This window comes from Neisseria sp. DTU_2020_1000833_1_SI_GRL_NUU_006 (genome assembly GCA_032388755.1).
Classification (GTDB): domain Bacteria; phylum Pseudomonadota; class Gammaproteobacteria; order Burkholderiales; family Neisseriaceae; genus Neisseria; species Neisseria sicca_C.
Genome location: CP135593.1, coordinates 1 through 22,402, shown reverse-complemented (window position 1 = coordinate 22,402; position 22,402 = coordinate 1). Strand labels below are relative to the sequence as shown.

Genomic DNA, 22,402 nt, shown 5'->3' with positions numbered 1-22,402 from the left:
GGAGAACGACAATGCGACATATCTTATCTGTTCTGATGGAAAACGAATCAGGCGCGATGAGCCGCGTGGTCGGTCTTTTCTCCGCTCGCGACTACAACATCGACTCCTTGGCAGTAGCACCGACCGAAGACAAAACCCTTTCGCGCATGACCATCGTTACCCACGGCGACGAGCAAGTCATCGAACAAATCACCAAGCAACTCAATAAATTAATTGAGGTGATTAAAGTGGTCGATTTGAACGAAAGCCGTTTTGTCGAACGCGAATTGATGTTGGTAAAAGTCCGCGCCGTCGGCAAAGACCGCGACGAATTTTTACGCCTGACCGAAATCTACCGCGGCAGCATCATCGACGTAACCGACCGCAGCTACACCATCGAAATCACAGGCTCGACCGACAAACTCGACTCCTTCCTCGAAACCGTCGGACGCGCCCAGATTTTGGAAACCGTACGCACAGGTGCAGCCGGCATCGGCCGCGGCGAGCGTATTTTGAAAATTTAACACCGTCGGTTTTTCAGACGACCCGATAGGTCGTCTGAAAACAGAAACGGCAGGAGAGATTGATGTCAAACATTAAAATCGTCGCGCTGGTTACCGTCAAACCTGAACATACAGAAACGCTGAAACCCTTGTTCCAAAGCCTGGTCAAAGCCAGCCGAGCGGAAGAAGGCAACATCAGCTACGATTTGCATCAGGAAATCGGCAAACCCGAACGTTTCGTCTTCGTCGAAAACTGGAAATCTCAGGCAGCCATCGATACGCACAACGCCAGCGAACATTTCCAAGGTTTCGTTAAAGCCATCGACGGCAAAACCGACGCGCTCGAAATCGTTTTGATGGAAGAACTCTCCGTTTAACCCTTTACCCTCAATCCAACTGTCCGGCATCCTCAACACAAAGCCGGAACCCATTTTATCCAAAGGAAATCAAATGCAAGTTTATTACGATAAAGACGCCGACCTGTCCCTGATCAAAGGTAAAACCGTCGCCATCATCGGCTACGGCTCACAAGGCCACGCCCACGCGGCAAACCTGAAAGATTCAGGCGTAAACGTAGTAGTCGGCCTGCGCCAAGGCGGCTCTTGGAGAAAAGCAGAAGCAGCCGGCTTCGAAGTATTGTCCGTAGCCGATGCCACCAAAAAAGCTGACGTAGTGATGATTCTGCTGCCCGACGAAAACCAGCCTGTTGTGTACAAAAACGAAATCGAGCCTAACCTGAAACAAGGCGCGGTACTCGCTTTCGCACACGGCTTCAACGTACACTACAACCAAATCGTACCGCGTGCCGACTTGGACGTGATTATGGTCGCCCCCAAAGGCCCCGGCCATACCGTACGCAGCGAATTCCTGAAAGGCGGCGGCGTACCTTCGCTGATCGCCGTTTACCAAGATAAAAGCGGCAAAGCGCGCGACATCGCCCTGTCTTACGCAGCAGCCAACGGCGGCACCAAAGGCGGCGTGATTGAAACCAACTTCCGCGAAGAAACCGAAACCGACCTCTTCGGCGAACAAGCCGTATTGTGCGGCGGCGTGGTCGAATTGATCAAAACCGGCTTCGAAACCCTGACCGAAGCAGGCTACGCGCCCGAAATGGCATACTTCGAATGCCTGCACGAAATGAAGCTCATCGTTGACCTGATTTACGAAGGCGGCATCGCCAACATGAACTACTCCATTTCCAACAACGCGGAGTACGGCGAATACGTTACCGGCGTGGAAGTCATCAACGACAAATCCCGCGAAGCCATGCGCAACGCCCTCAAACGCATCCAAACCGGCGAATATGCCAAAATGTTCATCCAAGAAGGCGCCGTCAACTACGCCAGCATGACCGCCCGCCGCCGCCTGACTGCCGACCACCAAATCGAAAAAGTAGGCGCACAACTGCGCTCCATGATGCCTTGGATTGCCAAAAACAAACTGGTCGATTTGGACAAAAACTAATCCGACTCGGTTCAGCCATAAGCAAACCTGCCCGACGATTCGGGCAGGTTTTTTGTCATACACAGTGTAAAAAGGTCGTCTGAAAACCCAAATGTATTTCAGACGACCTTTTTATACCTAAGCTTTAAAAACTGCTTACTTCACAATCTCAACCGGACCGTGATCGTCGCAGTGGTCGCCGTGTTGGTGGTGCAGGCGGCCGTTGACGATGTAGTCGGTGTGATCGCCGTGCGGTACGGCTTCATGGCCGCAACCTTCGCCGTGAACGTGGCCTTTGCAGGTATCGACGGGATGGCAGCCGTCAGGGTTGGTTTCATTGACGCTTAAGCTGTGTTCGTCGTAATGACCGTTGTGTTCGTGGTGCAGGTGGCCGTCGTGCAGATAGTCGGTGTGGTCGTCATGTTTGATGGCGGTATGGCCGCAACCGGTGCCATGGGTATGGTCGTGATGATCGTGGATTTTGCAAGTCATTTTGATTCCTCGTTATCGATGGTTAATTAAAACCCTTTAGGTTACGGTCTCTATGTTATCCTTTTTTGGCAGCTCAGTAAACAATTTCTTCTTTATTAACATAGTGTTACGGTATATCATTATAGGCTTTAAAGGTCGTCTGAACGCGCCATTTCGATGTTATGACTCTTGCGGATGTTTCAGACGACCTCCCCATTCGTTATCATTTATAATGTCATTTCTTAGGCGGCCCGGCAGTCCGTGCCGATGATGTGTATAGGTCGTCTGAAAACAATATCAAGATAAATATAGGATTTTTACACTATGTGGGACACAGTACGGCAATGGCTGCATACTCTGCCAGTACGCGAGGAAGTGGTGGAATCGGTGCTGATGGTCATGGCGCTGCTGGTTTTGCGGGGCGTTTTGCTGAACCTGTATCTGCGCCGCCACCCGCATTACAGCATCGAGGAAAAACGCCGCTCCTTGGTACTCAGCCGCAATCTGACGCTGATTTTGACCATTTTCGGGCTGGCGATAATTTGGGCGACACAAATCCAGACGCTGGCGCTGTCGATGTTTGCCGTAGCGGCGGCGATTGTGGTGGCGACGAAGGAACTGATTATGTGTTTGTCGGGCAGCATCTTGCGCTCGGTAACGAAACAATATTCGATCGGCGACTATATCGAGGTCAACGGCCTGCGCGGGCGCGTGGTCGATATTAATCTTTTGAACACGTTGATGATGCAGATCGGTCCGAATCCGCTGGTCGGGCAGCTTTCGGGTAAAACGCTGTCGTTTCCCAACAGCCTGCTTTTGAACCACTCCGTCCGCCGCGACAATATCTTGGGCGATTATGTGATTCATACGGTGGAAATTCCCGTGCCGATTCATTTGGATTCGGATGTGATTGTAGGTCGTCTGAAAGCCGTATTGGAGCCTTTGTGCCAACCTTATGTACCCGCCATCCAGCGGCATTTGGAAAACGTGCAGGCGGAGAAGCTGTTCATCACCCCTGCCGCCCAGCCGCGCGTAACCCGCGTGCCGCATGACGACAAGGTGTACCTTATCATCGTGCGCTATGCCTCGCCCGTAGCGAAGCGTTTAGAAATCCAGCAGGCGGTGTTGGATGAGTTTTTACGCGTACAATACCGCCTGCTAAACCCTCAAGCTTAACCCCATAATCTATTAATAATCAGGAAAATACTATGTTGCCCGAATCCGCCCTTACGCAAATGTACCCCGTCATCATGACCCCCAGCCACGACGGGAAATATTTCCACAATTACGTCCTTTCGCTGCTCAATATCGTCCACACCAGCGCGCAAAACGGCTGGCCGCTGCAAGTGATGATGCAGCGCGGCGAGAGCCTGATTACCCGCGCGCGCAATAATTGCGTGGCGACCTTCTTGGAAAACCAAGAATGGACGCACCTCTTCTGGATAGACTCCGACATCGGTTTTTCCGCCGAAGCGTTCTACCGCCTGCTGCTGGCGGATAAAGACGTCGTCGCCGGCATTTATCCGTTGAAACGGGAAAACTGGCCGGACGAAGGCGTTCCCGCCGGCACAACCCAAGCGGATTTCGAGCGGATGTACACCGCCTACACCGTCAACACAGGCGATAAAAACGAAAACGGCGAAATCGTCCTGCGCGTCGATGAAGAAGGCTTTATGAAAGTCGATGACGCGCCGACCGGATTCATGGTCATCAAACGCAGCGTGTTCGAAAAAATGATGGCAGCCTACCCCGAGCTGAACTACATCTCCGACAGCGACTACAAGCGCGAAGACAAAGGGCTGCACTACCGCTTCTTCGACTGCATGGTCGATCCCGAAAGCAAACGCTACCTTTCCGAAGACTACACGTTCTGCCGCCTGTGGCAGCAAATCGGCGGCGAAGTTTACGTCGATGTCCAATCCAACCTGACCCACCAAGGCGCGAAAATCTACCGCGGCACGTTTGCCGATTCGCTGCAAACCAATATCGCACAAGCCGTTTTCGCCCCTGCGGGCACACCAATGAGCCTCGACCTCGCCGCCCCGCTCAAATCCAACCCGCGCGGCGCAGAATAGCGTAAAAACAGGGAAAGACGCTTTAAGCCTGACGCGATGGCACTATATCTCCCCTATCGTTTGTCCCGTCGTTTTCAGACGACCCCGAATCCAAACAGGTCGTCTGAAAACACAATCGGTTCGCCCGAACGGCAAACCTAAAACCCAGACACCCGCCGTCATTCTCGCGCATGCAGGAATCCAGACATTAAAATGACAGGCTGTTGGAAGTTTTCAGTAACTTCAGCCTTCTGGATTCCCGCCTGCGCGGGAATGACGGTACAGGATTTTTATTTAAATCCGCCATGTTTGTCTCCGCAAGCCCTTTTCAGACGACCTCCGTCCGAACCCGCCACCCACACAAAGGAATCCCATCCATGACCGACAACGTACTGCTCCATTTGGGCGAAGAACCCCGTTTCGACGCCATCCAAACCGCCGACATCAAACCCGCCCTGCAAACCGCCATCGCCGAAGCGCGCGCGCAGATTGCCGAAGTCAAAGCCCAAACGCACACCGACTGGGCGAACACCGTCGAGCGTCTGACCGACATCACCGAACGCGTCGGCAGAATTTGGGGCGTCGTGTCGCACCTCAACTCTGTGGTTGACACGCCCGAACTGCGCGCCGTCTATAACGAACTGATGCCCGAAATCACCATCTTCTTCACCGAAATCGGACAAGACATCGAGCTGTACAACCGCTTCAAAGTGATCAAAAATTCCCCTGAATTCGCCACCCTCTCCCCCGCACAAAAAACCAAGCTCAACCACGACCTGCGCGATTTCGTCCTCAGCGGCGCGGAATTGCCGCCCGAACAGCAGGCAGAACTGGCGAAACTGCAAACCGAAGGCGCGCAACTCTCCGCCAAATTCTCGCAAAACGTCCTAGACGCGACCGACGCCTTCGCCCTCTACTTCGACGACGCCGCACCGCTTGCCGGCATTCCCGAAGACTCGCTCGCCATGTTTGCCGCCGCCGCGCAAAGCGAAGGCAAAACAGGCTACAAAATCGGTTTGCAGATTCCGCACTACCTCGCCGTCATCCAATACGCCGACAACCGCGATCTGCGCAAACAAATCTACCGCGCCTACGTGACCCGCGCCAGCGAACTTTCAGACGACAGCAAATTCGACAATACCGCCAACATCGACCGCACGCTCGAAAACGCCCTGCAAACCGCCAAATTGCTCGGCTTCAAAAACTACGCCGAGCTATCATTGGCAACCAAAATGGCGGATACACCCGAACAAGTCCTCACCTTCCTGCACGACCTCGCCCGCCGCGCCAAACCCTACGCCGAAAAAGACCTCGCCGAAGTCAAAGCCTTCGCCCGCGAACGCCTGAACCTCGCCGACCCGCAGCCGTGGGACTTGAGCTACGCCAGCGAAAAACTGCGCGAAGCCAAATACGCATTCAGCGAAACCGAAGTCAAAAAATACTTCCCCGTCAGCAAAGTTTTGGCAGGCCTGTTCGCCCAAATCAAAAAACTCTACGGCATCGGGTTCGCCGAAAAAACCGTTCCCGTCTGGCACAAAGACGTGCGCTACTTCGAGCTGGAGCAAAACGGCAAAACCATAGGCGGCGTCTATATGGACCTCTACGCCCGCGAAGGCAAACGCGGCGGCGCGTGGATGAACGACTACAAAGGCCGCCGCCGCTTCGCCGACGGCACGCTGCAACTGCCCACCGCCTACCTCGTCTGCAACTTCACCCCGCCCGTCGGCGGCAAAGAAGCCCGCTTGAGCCATGACGAAATCCTCACCCTCTTCCACGAAACCGGCCACGGCCTGCACCACCTGCTCACCCAAGTGGACGAACTGGGCGTATCCGGCATCAACGGCGTCGAGTGGGACGCAGTCGAGCTGCCCAGCCAGTTTATGGAAAACTTCGTCTGGGAATACGACGTCTTGGCACAAATGTCCGCCCACGAAGAAACCGGCGAGCCCCTGCCGAAAGAACTCTTCGACAAAATGCTCGCCGCCAAAAACTTCCAACGCGGCATGTTCCTCGTCCGCCAAATGGAGTTCGCCCTCTTCGACATGACCATTTACAGCGAAGACGACGAAGGCCGTCTGAAAAACTGGCAACAGGTTTTAGACAGCGTGCGCAAAGAAGTCGCCGTCATCCAACCGCCCGAATACAACCGCTTCGCCAACAGCTTCGGCCACATCTTCGCCGGCGGCTATTCCGCAGGCTATTACAGCTACGCATGGGCGGAAGTCCTCAGCGCCGACGCCTACGCCGCCTTTGAAGAAAGCGGCGACGTCGCCGCCACAGGCAAACGCTTCTGGCAGGAAATCCTCGCCGTCGGCGGCTCCCGCAGCGCGGCAGAATCCTTCAAAGCCTTCCGCGGACGCGAACCGAGTATAGACGCACTGCTGCGCCACAGCGGATTCGACAACGCGGCTTGAGAGTAAGGTTGAGGTAAAAATATGGCGGATTCAATATAGAAATACCTGAATCGTCATTCCCGCGCAGGCGGGAATCCAGAACGTAAAGTTGAAGAAACCGTTTTACCCGATAAGTTCCTGTGCGGACAGGTCTGGATTCCCGCCTGCGCGGGAATGACGGCGAAGATGTTTTTTATAGTGGATTAACTTTAAATCAGGACAAGGCGACGAAGCCGCAGACAGTACAGATAGTACGGCAAGGCGAGGCAACGCCGTACTGGTTTAAATTTAATCCACTATATTTGAAATTTACTATAAAAGGTCGTCTGAAAAGTTTTCAGACGACCTTTATCGAAATCAATAAATACTGATAGGGAGATGTCAGAAATGACAACATACGCAGCACCTTATTTTTATAAAGACGCTTTTAATTGCCCGTATTGCGGGGCATTTGCGCATATGCAATGGGTAAGTTACGAACCCGATGTTTATTACAAAGCCATTTGTGCTCATTGTGAACAATATAGTTTTTGGCGAGTAACCGAAACGAACTTGACAGGTTTGGAACTCCGAAGAAAAGGTGAAATGCTCTATCCAGATTTTGGCTCTGCCCCTCTTCCTGCTGAAGATATGCCCGAGGATGTCAAAAAAGATTACGAAGAAGCCGCCCGAATTTTCATCAAATCCCCTCGAGGAGCGGCGGCATTACTGCGTTTAGGCTTGCAAAAATTATGTATTCATTTGGGAGAAGAAGGAAAAAACATCAATACCGACATCAGGTCGCTGGTCAAAAAAGAAGTATTATCAGGACAGGTTGTCAAAGTTGCCGATACTTTGCGGATTACCGGCAATAATGCCGTACATCCTGGCCAAATTGTGGATGAGGATTTCGACAAGGTTGCCGCAAAAATGTTCGACCTAATCAATTTCATTGTGAAGAAAGCCATTACCGAACCGAAAGAACTAGACGAGCTTTATCAGCTGATGCCCGAAAATGCAAGAACCGCCGCAGAAGCGCAAGACAAAAGAAACTTGCAAAATCAGGTACAAAATCCTCCCTCCTCACCTACTCAAAAGTAACGGCAGGTAGTTTTTTCATTTCAATTTTCAAAAATATTAGAGGTCGTCTGAAAATTTCAGACGACCTTTTTTACGAGGATTCCAAACATCTTAAACTGTCTGATTCGAGAGTCAGACCTACACAGACTGCTGCGCCACAGCGGCTTCGACAACGCGGTTTGATGGTAAGTTGAGGTAAAAATATAGCGGATTCAATATAGAAATACCTGAATCGTCATTCCCGCGCAGGCGGGAATCCAGAACGTAAAGTTAAAGAAACTGTTTTACCCGATAAGTTCCTATGCAGACAAGTCTAGATTCCCGCCTGCGCGGGAATGACGTTATATTTTTTGAATTTAATATAAAAGGTCGTCTGAAAACCGATTGTCAGGCTTTCAGACGACCTCTGCCTTCTTTTTACACCTTATTTCTTAAACATATTTTTAATAATGCCCATCACGCTGCGGGAGATGGCATTGGTCACTTGGCGGTTGATTTGGCTGCCGATGGCGTCGGCGACGTTGTAGCCCAAACCCTGCCCTGACTTTTTACGACCGCCGCTCAAACCGCCGAGCAGTCCGCCGAGTATGCCGGGGTCGGCATTGGCGGCTTCTTTTTCAGCGGCTTTTTGCGCTTTTTCCTGCCCTTTTGCCGCTGCTGCCGCCTCTTTCTCCGCCTCAACCTGACTGTCGGCTTCGGCTAAGGCTTCAAACGCGGAATAATTGTCCACCATGTCTTTATAGGTCGGATACAAATCATCGTTTTGGAACAAACGGTTGCGCTCTTCGGCGGCAAGCGGGGTCAAGGCGGATTGCGGCGGCAGGACGAGCGCGCGCTCTACCGGCTCAGGCATGCCTTTTTCGTCGAGGAAGGAAACGAGCGCTTCGCCGACGCCCAGTTCGGCAATCGCTTCGGCAACTTTGATATTCGGATTGCTGCGGAAGGTTTCGGCAGCGGCTTTAACCGCTTTTTGGTCGCGCGGCGTGAAGGCGCGCAGGGCGTGTTGCACGCGGTTGCCGAGCTGTCCGAGGATGGTATCGGGCAAATCGAGCGGGTTTTGGGTCACGAAATACACGCCCACGCCTTTGGAACGGATCAGGCGCACGACTTGCTCGACCTGTTCCACCAGCGCATTGGCGGCGTTGTCGAACATCAAATGCGCTTCGTCGAAGAACATCACGAATTTCGGTTTGTCCAAATCGCCGACTTCGGGCAGGGTTTCAAACAACTCCGCCAACATCCACAGCAAAAACGCGCTGTACATACGCGGCGAGCGCATCAGTTTTTCCGAATTGAGGACGTTGATGACGCCTTTGCCGTTGTCGGTCTGCATCCAATCTTGCAGGTTGAGCGACGGCTCGCCGAAGAATTTTTCCGCACCTTCGTTCTCCAGCGTCAAAAGCTGACGCTGAATCGCGCCGATACTGGCGGCGGAGACGTTGCCGTATTGCGTGCGGTATTCCGAAGCATGGTCGGAAACGTGTTTCAGCATGCTGCGCAAGTCTTTCAAATCCAGAATGTGCCAGCCTTTGTCGTCGGCGACTTTGAACACAAGGTTCAACAAGCCTTCCTGCGTGTCGTTCAAATTCATCAAACGCGCCAGCAGCAGCGGGCCCATTTCCGAAACAGTTACGCGCACCGGAATGCCGGTTTCGCCGTAAACATCCCAAAAGCGCACGGGGAAACTTTGCAGCCATTGCTCGCCCAAGCCAAACTCGGCAATGCGTTCGCCCACCTTGCCGCTGGCGGCACCCGCTTGCGCGATGCCCGACAAATCGCCTTTGACGTCAACCAAAAATACGGGAACGCCCTCGCTGCTGAAGGCCTCCGCCATACGGCGCAGGGTCACGGTTTTACCCGTACCGGTCGCACCGGCGATCAAGCCGTGGCGGTTCGCCATTTTGCCTTGGATTTCAAGTGTCTTATCGCCCGCGCGCGCTATGGGGAATGTCGTCATAAAGGTTTCCTTTGATTGGATGGTTTGAAAAATAAGGCTATTTTCTTATGTTTCCACACACAGGGCAACAGATAGGCAGAAGGTCGTCTGAAAAGTTTTCAGACGACCTTTTACTATGAATAATTCAAACAAAAAGCGCGAACCTTGCGATTCGCGCTTTTTTTTCAGACGACCTCAATTATTTCTTGTCGTCTTTTACTTCTTCAAAGTCGGCATCTACGACGTCATCGTCTTTCTTTGCAGAAGACGGTTCGGCTTGTGCGCTTTCGCCCGCTTGGGCTTCGGCTTGCGCTTGTGCGTAAACCATTTCGCCCAGTTTTTGGCTGGCTGTGCCCAGCGCTTCAGCTTTGGCATCGATGGCGGCTTTGTCGTCGCCTTTCACGGCTTCTTCGGCTTCTTTCAGCGCGGCTTCGATTTTTTCTTTCTCGGTTGCGTCGAGTTTGTCGCCGTAGTCCGCCAAAGATTTTTTCACGGAGTGAATCAGGGCTTCGGCTTGATTGCGGGAAGCGACCAATTCAGTCAGTTTTTTATCTTCCTCGGCATTGGCTTCGGCATCTTTCACCATGCGTTCGATTTCTTCTTCGCTCAAGCCTGAAGAACCTTGGATGGTGATGTTGGCGGCTTTGCCTGTGCCTTTGTCTTTGGCGGAAACGTGCAGGATACCGTTGGCATCAATGTCGAAGGTTACTTCGATTTGCGGCATGCCGCGCGGTGCGGGTGCGATGTCGCCCAAGTTGAACTGACCCAAAGATTTGTTAGCGGAGGCGCGTTCACGTTCGCCTTGCAGTACATGGATGGTTACTGCGCTTTGGTTGTCTTCGGCGGTAGAGAACACTTGCGACGCTTTGGTCGGGATGGTGGTGTTCTTCTGAATCAGCTTGGTCATCACGCCGCCCATAGTTTCGATACCCAAGGACAGAGGGGTTACGTCCAGCAGCAATACGTCGCTGCGGCCGCCGCTCAATACTTCGCCTTGAATCGCTGCACCTACGGCAACGGCTTCGTCAGGGTTGACGTCTTTGCGCGGTTCTTTGCCGAAGAAGTCTTTAACGGCTTCTTGTACTTTCGGCATACGGGACTGACCGCCGACCAAAATCACGTCGTCAATGTCGCTGGTGCTCAAGCCGGCATCTTTCAATGCGGTGCGGCAAGGCTCGATAGAGCGGGCAATCAGGTCTTCAACCAGGCTTTCGAATTTGGCACGGGTAATTTTCATTGCCAAGTGTTTCGGACCGGTTGCGTCCATGGTGATGTACGGCAGGTTGATTTCGGTTTGCTGACCGCTGGACAATTCGATTTTGGCTTTTTCGGCAGCTTCTTTCAGACGTTGCAATGCCATCACATCTTGTTTCAAATCAATGCCTTGTTCTTTTTTGAACTCGGCGATGATGTGGTCGATGAGGCGTTGGTCGAAGTCTTCGCCGCCCAGGAAGGTGTCGCCGTTGGTTGCCAATACTTCAAATTGTTTGTCGCCGTCGAGGTTGGCGATTTCGATGATGGAAATATCGAAGGTACCGCCGCCCAAGTCATATACGGCTACTTTGCGATCTTTGTTGTCGCCTTTGTCCATACCGAATGCCAAAGCGGCTGCGGTCGGCTCGTTGATGATGCGTTTTACGTCCAAACCGGCGATGCGCCCCGCGTCTTTGGTAGCTTGACGTTGGCTGTCGTTGAAGTAGGCCGGAACGGTAATCACGGCTTCGGTTACTTTTTCGCCCAAGTAAGATTCGGCGGCTTCTTTCATTTTACGCAGGACTTCTGCGGAAACTTGCGGCGGAGACAGCTCTTTGCCTTGCGCTTTCACCCATGCGTCGCCGTTGTTGGCTTTGATGATTTCGAAAGGCATAGATTCGATGTCGCGTTGGACTTCTTTGTCTTCAAATTTATGACCGATCAAACGTTTTACAGCGTAGATGGTGTTTTTAGCGTTGGTTACGGCTTGGCGTTTGGCAGGTGCGCCGACGAGGACTTCGCCGCCGTCCAGATAAGCGACGACAGACGGCGTAGTGCGTGCGCCTTCTGCGTTTTCAATAACTTTGGTTTGACCGTTTTCAGAGATGGATACACAAGAGTTGGTTGTACCTAAGTCGATACCGATTACTTTTGCCATATTGATGTTGCTCCTAAAAAGATTTTTCTAAATTAATAATTGTGTGGAACATTTTGTTCCGTTGACCTGTAAATAAGGTTGCCCGATATTTTTTCAAGGGTTTTGTTGAAATTTTTTTTATATAAAATTCAACAAGCTAAACTATTTATCCACAGGACGGTATTTTGTTTCTCAGACGACCTTGTCTTTGTTTTCCGATTGGGCATCATCGGAATGATTTTCCAAAAGCGGGATTGAAGACTGAGGGACAGGGAAGGGTCGTCTGAAAATTTTATGCTTGATAAACTTCATCAAGCGGTGCCTTCAGGCTTCTTTTTTCGCTACGATAACCATCGCAGGGCGCAGTACACGGTCGGAGAGGGTGTAGCCTTTTTTCATGACGCTGACGATGGTGTTCGGCTCTTGCTCGCTGACGACCGCCTGCATCGCCTGATGTTGGTGCGGGTCGAGTTTGTCGCCGGGTTGCGGGTTGATTTCTTTGATATGCGTGGTGTCGAACGCTTTTTGCAATTCGTTCAACGTCATCTGCACGCCCATTTTCAGTGCGTCGAAATTGCCGCTTTGGTCGAGCAATGCCATTTCGAGATAGTCTTTGACCGGCAGCATTTCGGCGGCGAATTTTTGTCCGGCGAATTTGTGCGTATCAGCAATTTCCTGCTGATGGCGGCGGCGCAGGTTTTGCTCGTTCGCCAAACCGCGCAGCTCGCTGTCTTTCAACTGTCCTTCCAACTCGGCGATACGCGCCTGCAATTCTTCGTAAGTCGGCGCTTCCGGTTGTGTTTCGGTTTGCTCGGTTTCGACGGCTTCGGCGGTTTCCACTTCTGCCGCTGTTTCGATTTCAGTTTCGGTTTGTTGCGGTTCGTTATGCTCCGTCATGTCGGACATCCTTTTAAATAGAGGTTGGTATTCAATGCAGCTTTATATAAGGTCGTCTGAAAAAACTTCAAGCATATATAGTGGATTAACTTTAAACCAGTACGGCGTTGCCTCGCCTTAGCTCAAAGAGAACGATTCTCTAAGGTGCTGAAGCACCAAGTGAATCGGTTCCGTACTATCTGTACTGTCTTCGGCTTCGTCGCCTTGTCCTGATTTAAATTTAATCCACTATAAAGCCGATGTAATAAACATATTCCGAGATGCGCTATCGCAAATCGTTGATAAAAGGTAAGATACGCCGATACCATCCTGTTTTCAGACGACCTCAGCCATGAAAAAAGACCACCTGAACACAACCGATTTCAACCTCTGGCACACCATCCGCGAAGAAACCGCAGCCGCAGCCGCAGCCGAACCGATGCTGGCGAGCTTTTTGCACCAAACCGTATTGCGCCACGACTCGCTCGATTCTGTCCTCGCCTACCACCTTTCCAGCAAACTCGGCAGCCCGATTATGGACGTGCGCGCCCTGTTTGAAATCTACCAGCAGGCATTGGGCAGCGACGCGCGCATCAGCAACTGCGTCGAAGCCGATTTGAAAGCCATTTACGAACGCGACCCCGCGTGCGACGAATATTCGCTGCCGCTTTTATACTTCAAAGGCTTCCATGCCATTCAGGCGCACCGCATCAACCACTGGCTCTATCAAAACGGCCGCAAAACGCTGGCGTATTTCCTGCAAAACCGTATGTCGGAAGTGTTCGGCGTCGATATTCACCCCGCCGCCCGTTTCGGTCATGGGCTGATGCTCGACCACGCCACCGGTTTCGTCGCCGGCGAAACTGCCGTGTTGGGCAACAATATTTCCATCCTGCACGGCGTAACGCTCGGCGGCTCGGGCAAGGAAAGCGGCGACCGCCATCCGAAAATCGGCGACGGCGTGATGATCGGCGCGAACGCTTCGATATTGGGCAACATCCGCATCGGCGACAATTCCAAAATCGGCGCAGGCAGCGTGGTCGTTGCGGACGTACCGTCGTCAATCACCGTCGTCGGCGTGCCTGCCAAACCGGTGGGGCGTTCGGTCAAAACCCCGTCGGCGGACATGGACCAGAGCTTGCAGGGAACGGCGATGGATTTTGTGATTTGAACTGAATCGCCCGATTAAGACCGCAGATACGAAAAGGTCGTCTGAAAACCTGATGTATAAGGTTTTCAGACGACCTTTTTCTATACGGCCGCCACACTTATCTGGAATACGTCACCCGCCATTAACCACCCTTTCTCATGGAACTGAATCTGATTTTGAATTTCGGCAACCGTTTTTTTCAAATACCTGCTTCTGAAGATTTCCGATGGATCTCTGCCTGAGCGGGAATAATGCACCAATCAGTATGTTGTCTCTAAAAATCAGCTTGGCAGCCAAAGTCAGGATTGGATTTATAAGTCAGCGTTATTACCCCGATACTGCATTGCGCTCGTTGCTGCGCAAGCGTTCCAAATGGTTTTTGACTTCCTGTACTTTTGCTTCGGTAAATAGGTTAGCGATATTTTTCCAAATGCTGTGATAACCGTAGGGACCGTGCTGCATTTCGGCTTTTGCCTCTTCAATCTGCCAGCCTTGGTAAAGGATGCGGTACATTCCGGCAATCAGCCCCGTCCTGTCCGCACCGTGGTAGCAATGGATGAGGACTGCGCCGTTTTGTTGCTGTTTTTCAATCAGGTACAGGATTTCGGCGATGTCTTTAGGTTTGACGTTCCACGACAGCAGCGGGCGGTTGATGATGTTGATGCCGTATTGCTTGAGATAGTCGTCGTCATTGCGGTCGAAAAAGCGCAGATTGACGACGCTTTTGATACCCTGCTGTGAAATGGTTTCGCCGTCCTCGGGGACGGGCTGTTCGCTGCGGTAGAGTTTGTCGTCGATACGGTAAAGGTTGGCATCTTGCTTGACGGATACTGCCCAAAGTCGGGTATTCATGGTTCGTGTTTCTTGAGTGGACGAGGCTTGGCAGGCGGCAAGCAGGAAGGCTGAGAAGATAATCGGTATGGTTCGTTTCATCATAGGGATGGATTCAAAAGGTAAAAAGGTCGTCTGAAAAAGGAATCTGTTTTCAGACGACGTGTTTGATGTTTGAGAAAACCGCTTTATTCCCATACGTTCGCCCGCTCGACCTCTTTCCACGCGTCGAGAATCAGGCTGCCGTCGTTGTCTTTCAACAGCGTCGCGTCGGAAAGCATACGCCGCCAGGTGCGGGCGTTTTTCAGACCGTGCATCAGCCCGAGGCTGTGGCGGACGATGTGGCGCAAGATTGTGCCGCGCCCGGCTTGGATTTGGGTTTGGCTGTATGTGTAGAGGCGCTGCACCAAATCGGCGTATTCAATCGGGCTGCGGGTATCGCCGTAAAACAGCCTGTCCCATTCGTGCATGACCATCGGGTTGTGATACGCCTCGCGTCCGACCATTACGCCGTCAACGTGTTGCAGGTGTCCGGCGATTGCTTCGTTGGTGGTGATGCCGCCGTTGATGATGATTTCCAGATCGGGAAACTCTTTTTTCAAGCGGTAAACGTAATCGTATTTCAACGGCGGAACGTCGCGGTTTTCTTTGGGGGAGAGTCCGTCCAGCCATGCGTTGCGGGCATGGACGATGAAGGTTTTGCAGGCGGTTTTGTCGCGCAGCGTGCCGACGAAATCGGCGACGGTTTGGTATTCGGTCTGCCTGTCGACGCCGATGCGGTGTTTGACGGTAACGGGGATGCCGACCGCGTCCTGCATGGCGTTGAGGCAGTCGGCAACCAGCATGACTTCGTTCATCAGACACGCGCCGAACGAGCCTTTCTGTACGCGCGGGCTGGGGCAGCCGCAGTTGAGGTTGACCTCGTTGTAGCCGTATTCTTCTGCGGCTTTGGCCGCTTTCGCCAAATCGGACGGGTGGCTGCCGCCCAGTTGCAGGGCGACGGGCTGCTCGCCTTCGTTGAACATCAAAAAGCGGTCTTTGTCGCCATAAACGATGGCGCCGGAATTGACCATTTCGCTGTAAAGCCATGTGTTGCGGGTAATCTGGCGGGCGAGGTAGCGGTAGTGGCGGTCTGTCCAGTCGAGCATGGGGGCGACGGAAAGGCGGCGGGACGGGAGGTTGGTTTGAGACATTATGTAGTGTGTAAACAGTGTTTCAGACGACCTTTGTTCTTGAAGGTCGTCTGAAAAGGAAACGGATTAAACGGATGGCGGGACGGCGGAAAACCGATGCGTCAGATTGGCTTTATAGCAAAGCTTAAGGCTGCTTTTGCTTTTCTCCGACGATTTGTTCAAATGTTCGGATTAAGCTTGAAGCGATAACCTCCTCGCTAAACTCCGCCAAACAATCTCGACGCAGTTTTTCATGATCGAAGCGTTCGCGATTTTCATACATTTCAATCAATGCACCGGTAAGCGCGGGGATATTTTCGGTCAGCACCAAAATACCGTTCTCGGGTGTAACGATGGATTGCGGACCGCCGCACATGGTGGCGATGACGGGCAAGCCCTGAGACAACGCTTCAATAAACACGACCCCGAAGGTTTCCGTGCGGCTGGCAAGGACGAAAGCGTCGCTTTGGCGCATCAAATCCAATACTTCGTCCGTAGTGAGCGCGCCGAGGAAGCTGACGGCATGCGTAATGCCCAACTCTTGTGCCAAACGGCGCAAATTGGCGGCTTCCACGCCGTCCCCGCCGATTTTCAATTTGAGGAAAGGATATTTTTCCAATGCTTTCGCAAAGGCCGGCAGCAGGAGGTCATGCCCTTTCAGATGGCGCAGATGCGAAACGGTACAGAAGGTGTAGTCTTGGTTTCCTTTATCGGGAAACGTGAAATCCCGTGCGAAATTGTCGCCCAGTACGTTGGGCAGGTATTCCCATTCCAAACCGTATTTTTCCTTCAGCAGGCGGCTGAAATCGCGGCTGACGGCAAAACGCGCGGCACTATGTTCGGCAGCGAGGCGCATGATCGGCCATTGGTGAGGCCGTATGAGGTTGCGGGTAATGGTGCTGCTGTGTTCGGTAATGACGTAGGGAATACCGTAAGTCTTATAAATTTCGTAAGCGAGGATGCCCGCGTAGTTCATGGAGTGTGCATGAACAATATCGGGGCGGCCGTTTTCACGCACATACCGCGCAAATGCCTTCATCCCCGCGCGCACCCAGCGGATGCGGTCCAAATCAATAACAGGAAAACGGGGGAAAAAATACATACTGTCGTAAGCGTAGGTATTCAACCCGCCCTGATTGTGTTTCCGGATGCCGTACGGACCGGTAAAAATAGATTTGGTATGGACGCGCAAATAACGGAACATCGGCGCAATCACCCCGACTTTCAAACCTTTTCGCTGCAAGGCTTGTGCTTGAAGACGGAAAAAGATTCCGTCCACATCGGTTTCAGTTTTGGGATACCAAGAAGGAATAACGGCAACGTGCATGAAAAAACTTTCGTAATAATCAATCTGAGGTCGTCTGAAAAAACATTCGCCGTTTTCAGACGACCTTTTTAATAACCGGGTAAAACCTACTCCCCCGCCACGGTCATGCTCTCGATCAGCACCGAACCGATTTTGTTGGAAGAGCGGCGCAGCGCGTCGTTGGCAGTGCCGACGATGCCGAGGTACATATCCTGCAAGCGGCCGGCGATGGTGATTTCTTGGACGGGGTGGCTGATGACGCCGTTTTCCACCCAAAACCCTGCCGCGCCGCGCGAGTAGTCGCCCGTGATGGTGTTCACACCCTGCCCCATCAGTTCGGTAACCAACAATCCCGTGCCCATTTCTTTCAGCAGGTCGGACTGCGTTTCGTGCGTATGGTTCAAATAAAGGTTGTGCGCGCCGCCGGCGTTGCCCGTGGTCTGCATACCGAGCTTTCTCGCGCTGTAACTGCCGAGGAAATAGCCTTCGACAATGCCGTCGCGGATGACGAAACGCGGCCGCGTGGCGACGCCTTCGGAGTCGAAATAGGTACTGCCGAAGGCGCGGGTGATGTGCGGTTCTTCGCGCAGGCTGAGGAAATCGGGCAGGACTTTTCTGCCTATGCTGTCGATCAGGAAGCTGCTTTGGCGGTAGAGCGCGCCGCCGCTGAGTGCGCCGACGAGGTGTCCGATAAGGCCGCCTGCGACGGTGGTATCGAAGAGGACGGGATAGCTGCCTGTCGGGATGCTGCGGCTGTTCAGACGACGTAAGGTACGCTCGGCGGCGGTTTTGCCGATTTGCTCGGGGCTGTCCATGTCTTGATGGCGGCAGGCAGCGTCGTACCAGTAGTCGCGCTGCATGCCGTTTTCGTCGGCGGCGACGATGCTGCACGAAATGCTGTGGCGCGTGCCTTGTTGGTGGGCGGTGAAGCCGTGGGTGTTGCCGTAAACGTATTGGTAATGTCCGGTCTGAACGCCTGCGCCTTCGGAGTTTTCGATGCGTTCATCCGCGCTCAGGGCGGCTTGTTCACATTGTTTTGCCAACTCAATGGCGGCTTCCGTGCTTAAATCCCATTCGTGATAACGGTCGAGGTCGCCGACGTGTTGCGCCATAAGCGAAGCATCTGCCAGACCTGCGCAATCGTCTTCGGCGGTATAGCGGGCGATGTCAATAGCGGCTTTGACGGTGTCTTGCAGGGCTTTTTCGGAGAAGTCGGCGGTGCTGGCGCGACCTTTGCGTTTGCCGACGTACACGGTAATATCCAGCGATTTATCCTGCTGGAACTCGATTTGTTCGATTTCGCCCAGCCGTACGCTGACGCTTTGTCCGATGGATTCGCTAAAGTCGGCTTCGGCAGCCGCCGCGCCCATGTTTTTTGCCAAATCCAAGGCATGCCCGCATAAGCCGGTCAGCTCGGAGGCGGTGTGGTTGAACAGCATAAAAGGTTTCCTGACAGAGGTTTGCGGCATTTTAACCGTTTTCAGACGACCTCGGCAAAAATACCGCCGCAGAAGATATAGTGGATTAAATTTAAATCAGGACAAGGCGACGAAGCCGCAGACAGTACAGATAGTACGGCAAGGCGAGGCAACGCCGTACTGGTTTAAATTTAATCCACTATAAAAGATCGTCTGAAAACGCCGTTTCAACAGGGCGTTGACGTGAAACCTGCCCGAACGTGCTAAAATACCCGAAACAAAATTAAAGGTTTATCAAAATGTTTGAAAACGAAGACGAATGGGTCAGCAAAACCCAAATGAAAAAGCAGATGAACGATTTGCAGGCTTTGGGCATGGAGTTGACCAAACTCTCGACCGATACGCTGAAAAAAATCGGCTTGGACGAAGACTTGTACGAAGCCGTCGTTACCTACAAAAAAATCACGTCCAACGGCGCGCTCAAACGCCAAAGCCAATTCATCGGCAGGCTCATGCGCGACACCGACCCCGCGCCCATCGAAGCCTTCCTCGCCAAACTGCGCGGCGAAAATACCGCCCACAACGCCTTCTTACAACGCGTCGAACAAGCCCGCACGCGCCTCTTGGCGGACGACAACGCAATCACCCAATTCATGGCGGACTTCCCCCATGCCGACGCAGGCAAATTGCGCACCTTAATCCGCAACACGAAAAAAGAGCAGGAACAAAACAAACCGCCGAAAAACTTCCGCGCACTCTTCCAAGAAATCAAATCCGTCATGGAAGGCAGTCAGAGCGATGATTTGGAAGAAACGCGGGATTGGGAAGAATAAATAAAAAGGTCGTCTGAAAACCAACTTCAGACGACCTTTTTATTCATTTCAAAACAACCGCTGCATCAGATGCGCATCGGCATAACGATGTATTTGAAGTTCGGATTGTTCGGCACAGTAAACAAGGTCGAGCGGTTGGCATCGCCGAAGGCGAGCTGCATATCGTCGGAATGGATGTTGCGCAATACATCCATCAGATAGCCGATGTTAAAGCCGACTTCGAGTTCGCCGCCTTGGTAGGCGATTTCGAGTTCTTCGCGGGCTTCTTCCTGCTCGTTGTTGCTGCACACGACGCTCAAGAGGCCGGGTTGCAGGAACAGGCGCGCGCCGCGGAATTTTTCGTTGGCAAGAATGGCGGCACGTTCAAGCGCGCCCAAAAGTTGGGTGCGTGAAACGAGGAAGATTTTGTCGTTGTCCAGCGGAATAACGCGGTTGAAATCGGGGAATTTGCCGTCAATGACTTTGCTGACGATGGTCGTACCGTTGCATTGGAAGCGCACTTGGTTGTTGAGCAGTTCGACGCTGATAGGTTCGGACGGGTTGTTCAGCAGTTTGAAGAGTTCCAAAACGGTTTTGCGCGGCAGGATGACTTCGGTTTTTGGCAATTCGGCTTCGATTTGGCTGGCGGCGTAGGCAAGGCGGTGGCCGTCGGTGGCGACGAGGCGCAGTTGGTTGCCTTCAACCTGCATCAGCAAGCCGTTGAGATAGTAGCGGATGTCTTGCACTGCCATGCTGTATTGGACTTGTGAAAGCATGGTTTTGAAAGTCTCCTGCGACAGGGAGAACGCTGCACTGATGTCTTCGCCGACGCTCATCAGCGGGAAATCTTCGGCAGGCAGGGTTTGCAGGGCGAAGCGCGATTTGCCTGCACGCAGGGTCAGGCGGTTGTCCGCCCAGTCGAGCGAAACGATGGCGCTGTCGGGCAAGGCGCGCAGGATGTCTTGGAATTTTTTGGCGTTGGTGGTGATGCGGAAGTCGCCTGCCTGACTTTCCGGACCGGCCGTGTTGATTTGGATTTCCAAGTCGGTCGCCAGGAGTTTGGTTTGACCGTCTTTGCTTTCGAGCAGGACGTTGGAGAGGATGGGCAGGGTATGGCGGCGTTCGACGATACCGGTAACGGCTTGCAGCGGCTTGAGCAGACTGTCGCGGTCGGCTTGTAAAATCAGCATGGTCAATTCCTTTTGAATCGGTTATTTCGGGTGTTTTTGAATCGGGTTCGGCGTGCGGGATGGATAATGCGCCGCCGTTAAAATCAATGTGTATTTGCGCTTTCAGACGACCTTTTAAGAGAGGGGTCGTCTGAAAGCCGGTTCTGACTCAGTTTTGAATCAGAATCAGGAGTTTTTCGTAATCTTGCGCCAACTCGGGATCTTCTTCGCGCAGTTTTGCTACGGCTTTCACGCCGTGCATAACGGTCGTGTGGTCGCGTCCGCCGAACGCGTCGCCGATGGACGGCAGGCTGAGGGTGGTCAGTTCTTTGGTCAGGCTCATGGCGACTTGACGCGGACGGGCAATATTGCGCGTGCGCTTTTTGCCGAGTATATCGCTGATTTTAATGCGGTAATATTTGGCAGTCGCATCGATAATGGTGTCAGCGGTAATGATTTTGTGTTTTTCGGCGATGATGTCCTGCAAAGCCGTGCGCGCCAAATCCATGTCGATAACGGGGCGGTTCATAAAACGACTGCTTGCGCTGACGCGGTTGAACGCGCCTTCCAGTTCGCGCACGTTGGAACGAATCAGGTTGGCGACAAACAATGCGGCTTCGTCTTCAATGCTGATGCCTGCCGCTTCTGCCTTTTTCTGCAAAATCGCCACACGCATTTCCAACTCGGGCGGCTCGAGTTCCAAAGTCAAACCCCATGAGAAACGCGATTTGAGACGGTCGTCCATGCCTTCGATTTTGGCAGGCAACACGTCGCAAGTGAGGATGAGCTGTTTTTTCTCGTTATGGAAATGGTTGTACAGATAGAAGAATTCTTCCATCGTGCGGTCTTTGCCTTTGATAAACTGGATGTCGTCGATAATCAGCAGGTCGTATTGTTTGTATTGCTGCTTGAATACATCATAAGTATTGTTGCGCACTGCCTTCATAAAGCTGCGGATATAGTCGTCTGAATGCATATAGCGCACTTTGGCATCAGGACGGTTTTTCAGCAGTTCGTTGCCGATGGCCTGCACCAAGTGGGTTTTACCCAAACCCGTGCTGCCGTACAGGAAAAACGGGTTGTAGCCTTGCCCCGGGTTCTCCGCAATGGCTTGGGCGGCGGCGGCGGCAAGGCGGTTGCCCTTACCTTCTACCAAGGTATCGAATGTGTAGTCGCGCGACAGATTGGTCTGTTCGTAACGCGCTTCTTCCGCATCGCGTTGCGCTTCCGTTTTGGCTTTGGCAACGGCTTTGGATTCTGCGGGCGCGGCGGCAGGCTGCTTGTTTTCGTGCGGCAGGTTTTTCATGCGCTGCGCCAAAATGTCCGCCGCTGTTTTCGCAACGGAGGGTCTGTCTAAGTTTTCAGACGACGTCCCGTCCGAAAAAGATTCTTGCGCGTCCGCTTTCGGCATTTCTTCCGTCAACGCGGCTTGTTCAGGCGCAACTACCCCCGCATTTTCCGACATTTCATAATGCTGCCCCGCGCCCGTCTTAAACGCAAAAGCCGCCTGTTGCGGAGCCAATTCCGCACGCACCACTTCAATTTTGGCGGCAAACTGGCTTTTGAGCATATTGCAGGCAAACTGGTTTTTACCGTAAACCACCCACACGCCGTTTTCCTCGCCCACGGTCAAGGGCGCAATCCATTGCGCGAACTGCCCGGCAGGCAAAATATCGTGAAGTCGGCGGAGGCACTGCGGCCAAAATTCTGCTAGCGTCAT

At 52.8% G+C, this 22,402-nt stretch carries 19 protein-coding genes and 2 pseudogenes; 11 read left to right on the top strand and 10 right to left on the bottom strand.

What is annotated here, in order from left to right:
• The first annotated feature begins 11 nt into the window (after positions 1-11).
• The 3 genes from ilvN (at position 12) to ilvC (ending at position 1,946) form a co-directional block, all read left to right on the top strand.
• Complete coding sequence (ilvN, locus tag RSJ68_00105; protein WNU97210.1) at positions 12-503, top strand: acetolactate synthase small subunit; 492 nt, start codon at positions 12-14, stop codon at positions 501-503.
• Between the two features lie 62 nt (positions 504-565).
• Complete coding sequence (locus RSJ68_00100) at positions 566-859, top strand: putative quinol monooxygenase (protein ID WNU97209.1); 294 nt, start codon at positions 566-568, stop codon at positions 857-859.
• Between the two features lie 73 nt (positions 860-932).
• On the top strand, positions 933-1,946 hold the full coding sequence (ilvC, locus tag RSJ68_00095; protein WNU97208.1) for a ketol-acid reductoisomerase: 1,014 nt from the start codon (positions 933-935) through the stop codon (positions 1,944-1,946).
• 135 nt (positions 1,947-2,081) lie between these two features.
• Here ilvC and RSJ68_00090 read toward each other — a convergent pair whose 3' ends face one another.
• Positions 2,082-2,417: a hypothetical protein gene (locus RSJ68_00090; protein WNU97207.1), complete on the bottom strand. Its 336-nt coding sequence runs from the start codon at positions 2,415-2,417 to the stop codon at positions 2,082-2,084.
• Between the two features lie 303 nt (positions 2,418-2,720).
• On the opposite strand from RSJ68_00090, the gene RSJ68_00085 reads away from it, so the two are divergent.
• The 5 genes and pseudogenes from RSJ68_00085 (at position 2,721) to RSJ68_00065 (ending at position 7,923) form a co-directional block, all read left to right on the top strand.
• Complete coding sequence (locus RSJ68_00085; GenBank protein WNU97206.1) at positions 2,721-3,572, top strand: mechanosensitive ion channel family protein; 852 nt, start codon at positions 2,721-2,723, stop codon at positions 3,570-3,572.
• A 32-nt stretch (positions 3,573-3,604) separates the two neighbouring features.
• Positions 3,605-4,471, top strand: coding sequence for a hypothetical protein (locus RSJ68_00080; GenBank protein ID WNU97205.1), 867 nt, complete (start codon positions 3,605-3,607; stop codon positions 4,469-4,471).
• A 356-nt stretch (positions 4,472-4,827) separates the two neighbouring features.
• Entirely contained in the window at positions 4,828-6,864 is a 2,037-nt protein-coding gene (locus RSJ68_00075; protein WNU97204.1) for a M3 family metallopeptidase, read from the top strand.
• Positions 6,865-7,037: 173 nt separating this feature from the next.
• Positions 7,038-7,148: pseudogene (locus tag RSJ68_00070) on the top strand (IS5/IS1182 family transposase).
• Between the two features lie 82 nt (positions 7,149-7,230).
• Complete coding sequence (locus RSJ68_00065) at positions 7,231-7,923, top strand: DUF4145 domain-containing protein (GenBank protein ID WNU97203.1); 693 nt, start codon at positions 7,231-7,233, stop codon at positions 7,921-7,923.
• Positions 7,924-8,326: 403 nt separating this feature from the next.
• Here RSJ68_00065 and RSJ68_00060 read toward each other — a convergent pair whose 3' ends face one another.
• From RSJ68_00060 to grpE, 3 genes are all read right to left on the bottom strand, one after another.
• Positions 8,327-9,859: a helicase HerA-like domain-containing protein gene (locus tag RSJ68_00060; protein ID WNU97202.1), complete on the bottom strand. Its 1,533-nt coding sequence runs from the start codon at positions 9,857-9,859 to the stop codon at positions 8,327-8,329.
• Positions 9,860-10,037: 178 nt separating this feature from the next.
• Positions 10,038-11,969, bottom strand: coding sequence for a molecular chaperone DnaK (gene dnaK, locus RSJ68_00055; protein WNU97201.1), 1,932 nt, complete (start codon positions 11,967-11,969; stop codon positions 10,038-10,040).
• Positions 11,970-12,272: 303 nt separating this feature from the next.
• On the bottom strand, positions 12,273-12,845 hold the full coding sequence (grpE, locus tag RSJ68_00050; protein WNU97200.1) for a nucleotide exchange factor GrpE: 573 nt from the start codon (positions 12,843-12,845) through the stop codon (positions 12,273-12,275).
• A 331-nt stretch (positions 12,846-13,176) separates the two neighbouring features.
• Here grpE and cysE point away from each other — a divergent pair, with 331 nt between their 5' ends.
• Complete coding sequence (gene cysE / locus RSJ68_00045; protein WNU97199.1) at positions 13,177-13,995, top strand: serine O-acetyltransferase; 819 nt, start codon at positions 13,177-13,179, stop codon at positions 13,993-13,995.
• A gap of 306 nt (positions 13,996-14,301) precedes the next feature.
• Here the strand turns inward: cysE and RSJ68_00040 are convergent, their stop codons facing one another.
• From RSJ68_00040 to pmbA, 4 genes are all read right to left on the bottom strand, one after another.
• Positions 14,302-14,910, bottom strand: coding sequence for a tyrosine-protein phosphatase (locus tag RSJ68_00040; protein ID WNU97198.1), 609 nt, complete (start codon positions 14,908-14,910; stop codon positions 14,302-14,304).
• An 83-nt stretch (positions 14,911-14,993) separates the two neighbouring features.
• Entirely contained in the window at positions 14,994-15,998 is a 1,005-nt protein-coding gene (gene dusA / locus RSJ68_00035) for a tRNA dihydrouridine(20/20a) synthase DusA (protein WNU97197.1), read from the bottom strand.
• A gap of 124 nt (positions 15,999-16,122) precedes the next feature.
• Positions 16,123-17,304: a glycosyltransferase gene (locus tag RSJ68_00030; GenBank protein ID WNU97196.1), complete on the bottom strand. Its 1,182-nt coding sequence runs from the start codon at positions 17,302-17,304 to the stop codon at positions 16,123-16,125.
• A gap of 86 nt (positions 17,305-17,390) precedes the next feature.
• Positions 17,391-18,722 (bottom strand): metalloprotease PmbA, encoded by a 1,332-nt coding sequence (pmbA, locus tag RSJ68_00025; protein ID WNU97195.1) that lies wholly within the window; start codon positions 18,720-18,722, stop codon positions 17,391-17,393.
• A gap of 52 nt (positions 18,723-18,774) precedes the next feature.
• Here pmbA and RSJ68_00020 point away from each other — a divergent pair.
• Together RSJ68_00020 and yjgA are read left to right on the top strand one after the other, a co-directional pair.
• Positions 18,775-18,903: pseudogene (locus tag RSJ68_00020) on the top strand (IS5/IS1182 family transposase).
• Positions 18,904-19,000: 97 nt separating this feature from the next.
• Positions 19,001-19,534 (top strand): ribosome biogenesis factor YjgA, encoded by a 534-nt coding sequence (yjgA, locus tag RSJ68_00015; GenBank protein WNU97194.1) that lies wholly within the window; start codon positions 19,001-19,003, stop codon positions 19,532-19,534.
• A gap of 65 nt (positions 19,535-19,599) precedes the next feature.
• Here yjgA and dnaN read toward each other — a convergent pair whose 3' ends face one another.
• A complete protein-coding gene (dnaN, locus tag RSJ68_00010) occupies positions 19,600-20,703 on the bottom strand; it encodes a DNA polymerase III subunit beta (GenBank protein WNU97193.1) in 1,104 nt (367 codons plus the stop codon).
• Between the two features lie 148 nt (positions 20,704-20,851).
• Positions 20,852-22,402 (bottom strand): chromosomal replication initiator protein DnaA, encoded by a 1,551-nt coding sequence (dnaA, locus tag RSJ68_00005; protein ID WNU97192.1) that lies wholly within the window; start codon positions 22,400-22,402, stop codon positions 20,852-20,854.

Excerpts from the sequence above, each read along its gene's own strand:
- ilvN (WNU97210.1), top strand. The coding sequence starts at position 12 with ATGCGACATATCTTATCTGTTCTGATGGAAAACGAATCAGGCGCGATG.
- RSJ68_00100 (WNU97209.1), top strand. The coding sequence starts at position 566 with ATGTCAAACATTAAAATCGTCGCGCTGGTTACCGTCAAACCTGAACAT.
- ilvC (WNU97208.1), top strand. The coding sequence starts at position 933 with ATGCAAGTTTATTACGATAAAGACGCCGACCTGTCCCTGATCAAAGGT.
- RSJ68_00090 (WNU97207.1), bottom strand. The coding sequence starts at position 2,417 with ATGACTTGCAAAATCCACGATCATCACGACCATACCCATGGCACCGGT.
- RSJ68_00085 (WNU97206.1), top strand. The coding sequence starts at position 2,721 with ATGTGGGACACAGTACGGCAATGGCTGCATACTCTGCCAGTACGCGAG.
- RSJ68_00080 (WNU97205.1), top strand. The coding sequence starts at position 3,605 with ATGTTGCCCGAATCCGCCCTTACGCAAATGTACCCCGTCATCATGACC.
- RSJ68_00075 (WNU97204.1), top strand. The coding sequence starts at position 4,828 with ATGACCGACAACGTACTGCTCCATTTGGGCGAAGAACCCCGTTTCGAC.
- RSJ68_00065 (WNU97203.1), top strand. The coding sequence starts at position 7,231 with ATGACAACATACGCAGCACCTTATTTTTATAAAGACGCTTTTAATTGC.
- RSJ68_00060 (WNU97202.1), bottom strand. The coding sequence starts at position 9,859 with ATGACGACATTCCCCATAGCGCGCGCGGGCGATAAGACACTTGAAATC.
- dnaK (WNU97201.1), bottom strand. The coding sequence starts at position 11,969 with ATGGCAAAAGTAATCGGTATCGACTTAGGTACAACCAACTCTTGTGTA.
- grpE (WNU97200.1), bottom strand. The coding sequence starts at position 12,845 with ATGACGGAGCATAACGAACCGCAACAAACCGAAACTGAAATCGAAACA.
- cysE (WNU97199.1), top strand. The coding sequence starts at position 13,177 with ATGAAAAAAGACCACCTGAACACAACCGATTTCAACCTCTGGCACACC.
- RSJ68_00040 (WNU97198.1), bottom strand. The coding sequence starts at position 14,910 with ATGATGAAACGAACCATACCGATTATCTTCTCAGCCTTCCTGCTTGCC.
- dusA (WNU97197.1), bottom strand. The coding sequence starts at position 15,998 with ATGTCTCAAACCAACCTCCCGTCCCGCCGCCTTTCCGTCGCCCCCATG.
- RSJ68_00030 (WNU97196.1), bottom strand. The coding sequence starts at position 17,304 with ATGCACGTTGCCGTTATTCCTTCTTGGTATCCCAAAACTGAAACCGAT.
- pmbA (WNU97195.1), bottom strand. The coding sequence starts at position 18,722 with ATGCTGTTCAACCACACCGCCTCCGAGCTGACCGGCTTATGCGGGCAT.
- yjgA (WNU97194.1), top strand. The coding sequence starts at position 19,001 with ATGTTTGAAAACGAAGACGAATGGGTCAGCAAAACCCAAATGAAAAAG.
- dnaN (WNU97193.1), bottom strand. The coding sequence starts at position 20,703 with ATGCTGATTTTACAAGCCGACCGCGACAGTCTGCTCAAGCCGCTGCAA.
- dnaA (WNU97192.1), bottom strand. The coding sequence starts at position 22,402 with ATGACGCTAGCAGAATTTTGGCCGCAGTGCCTCCGCCGACTTCACGAT.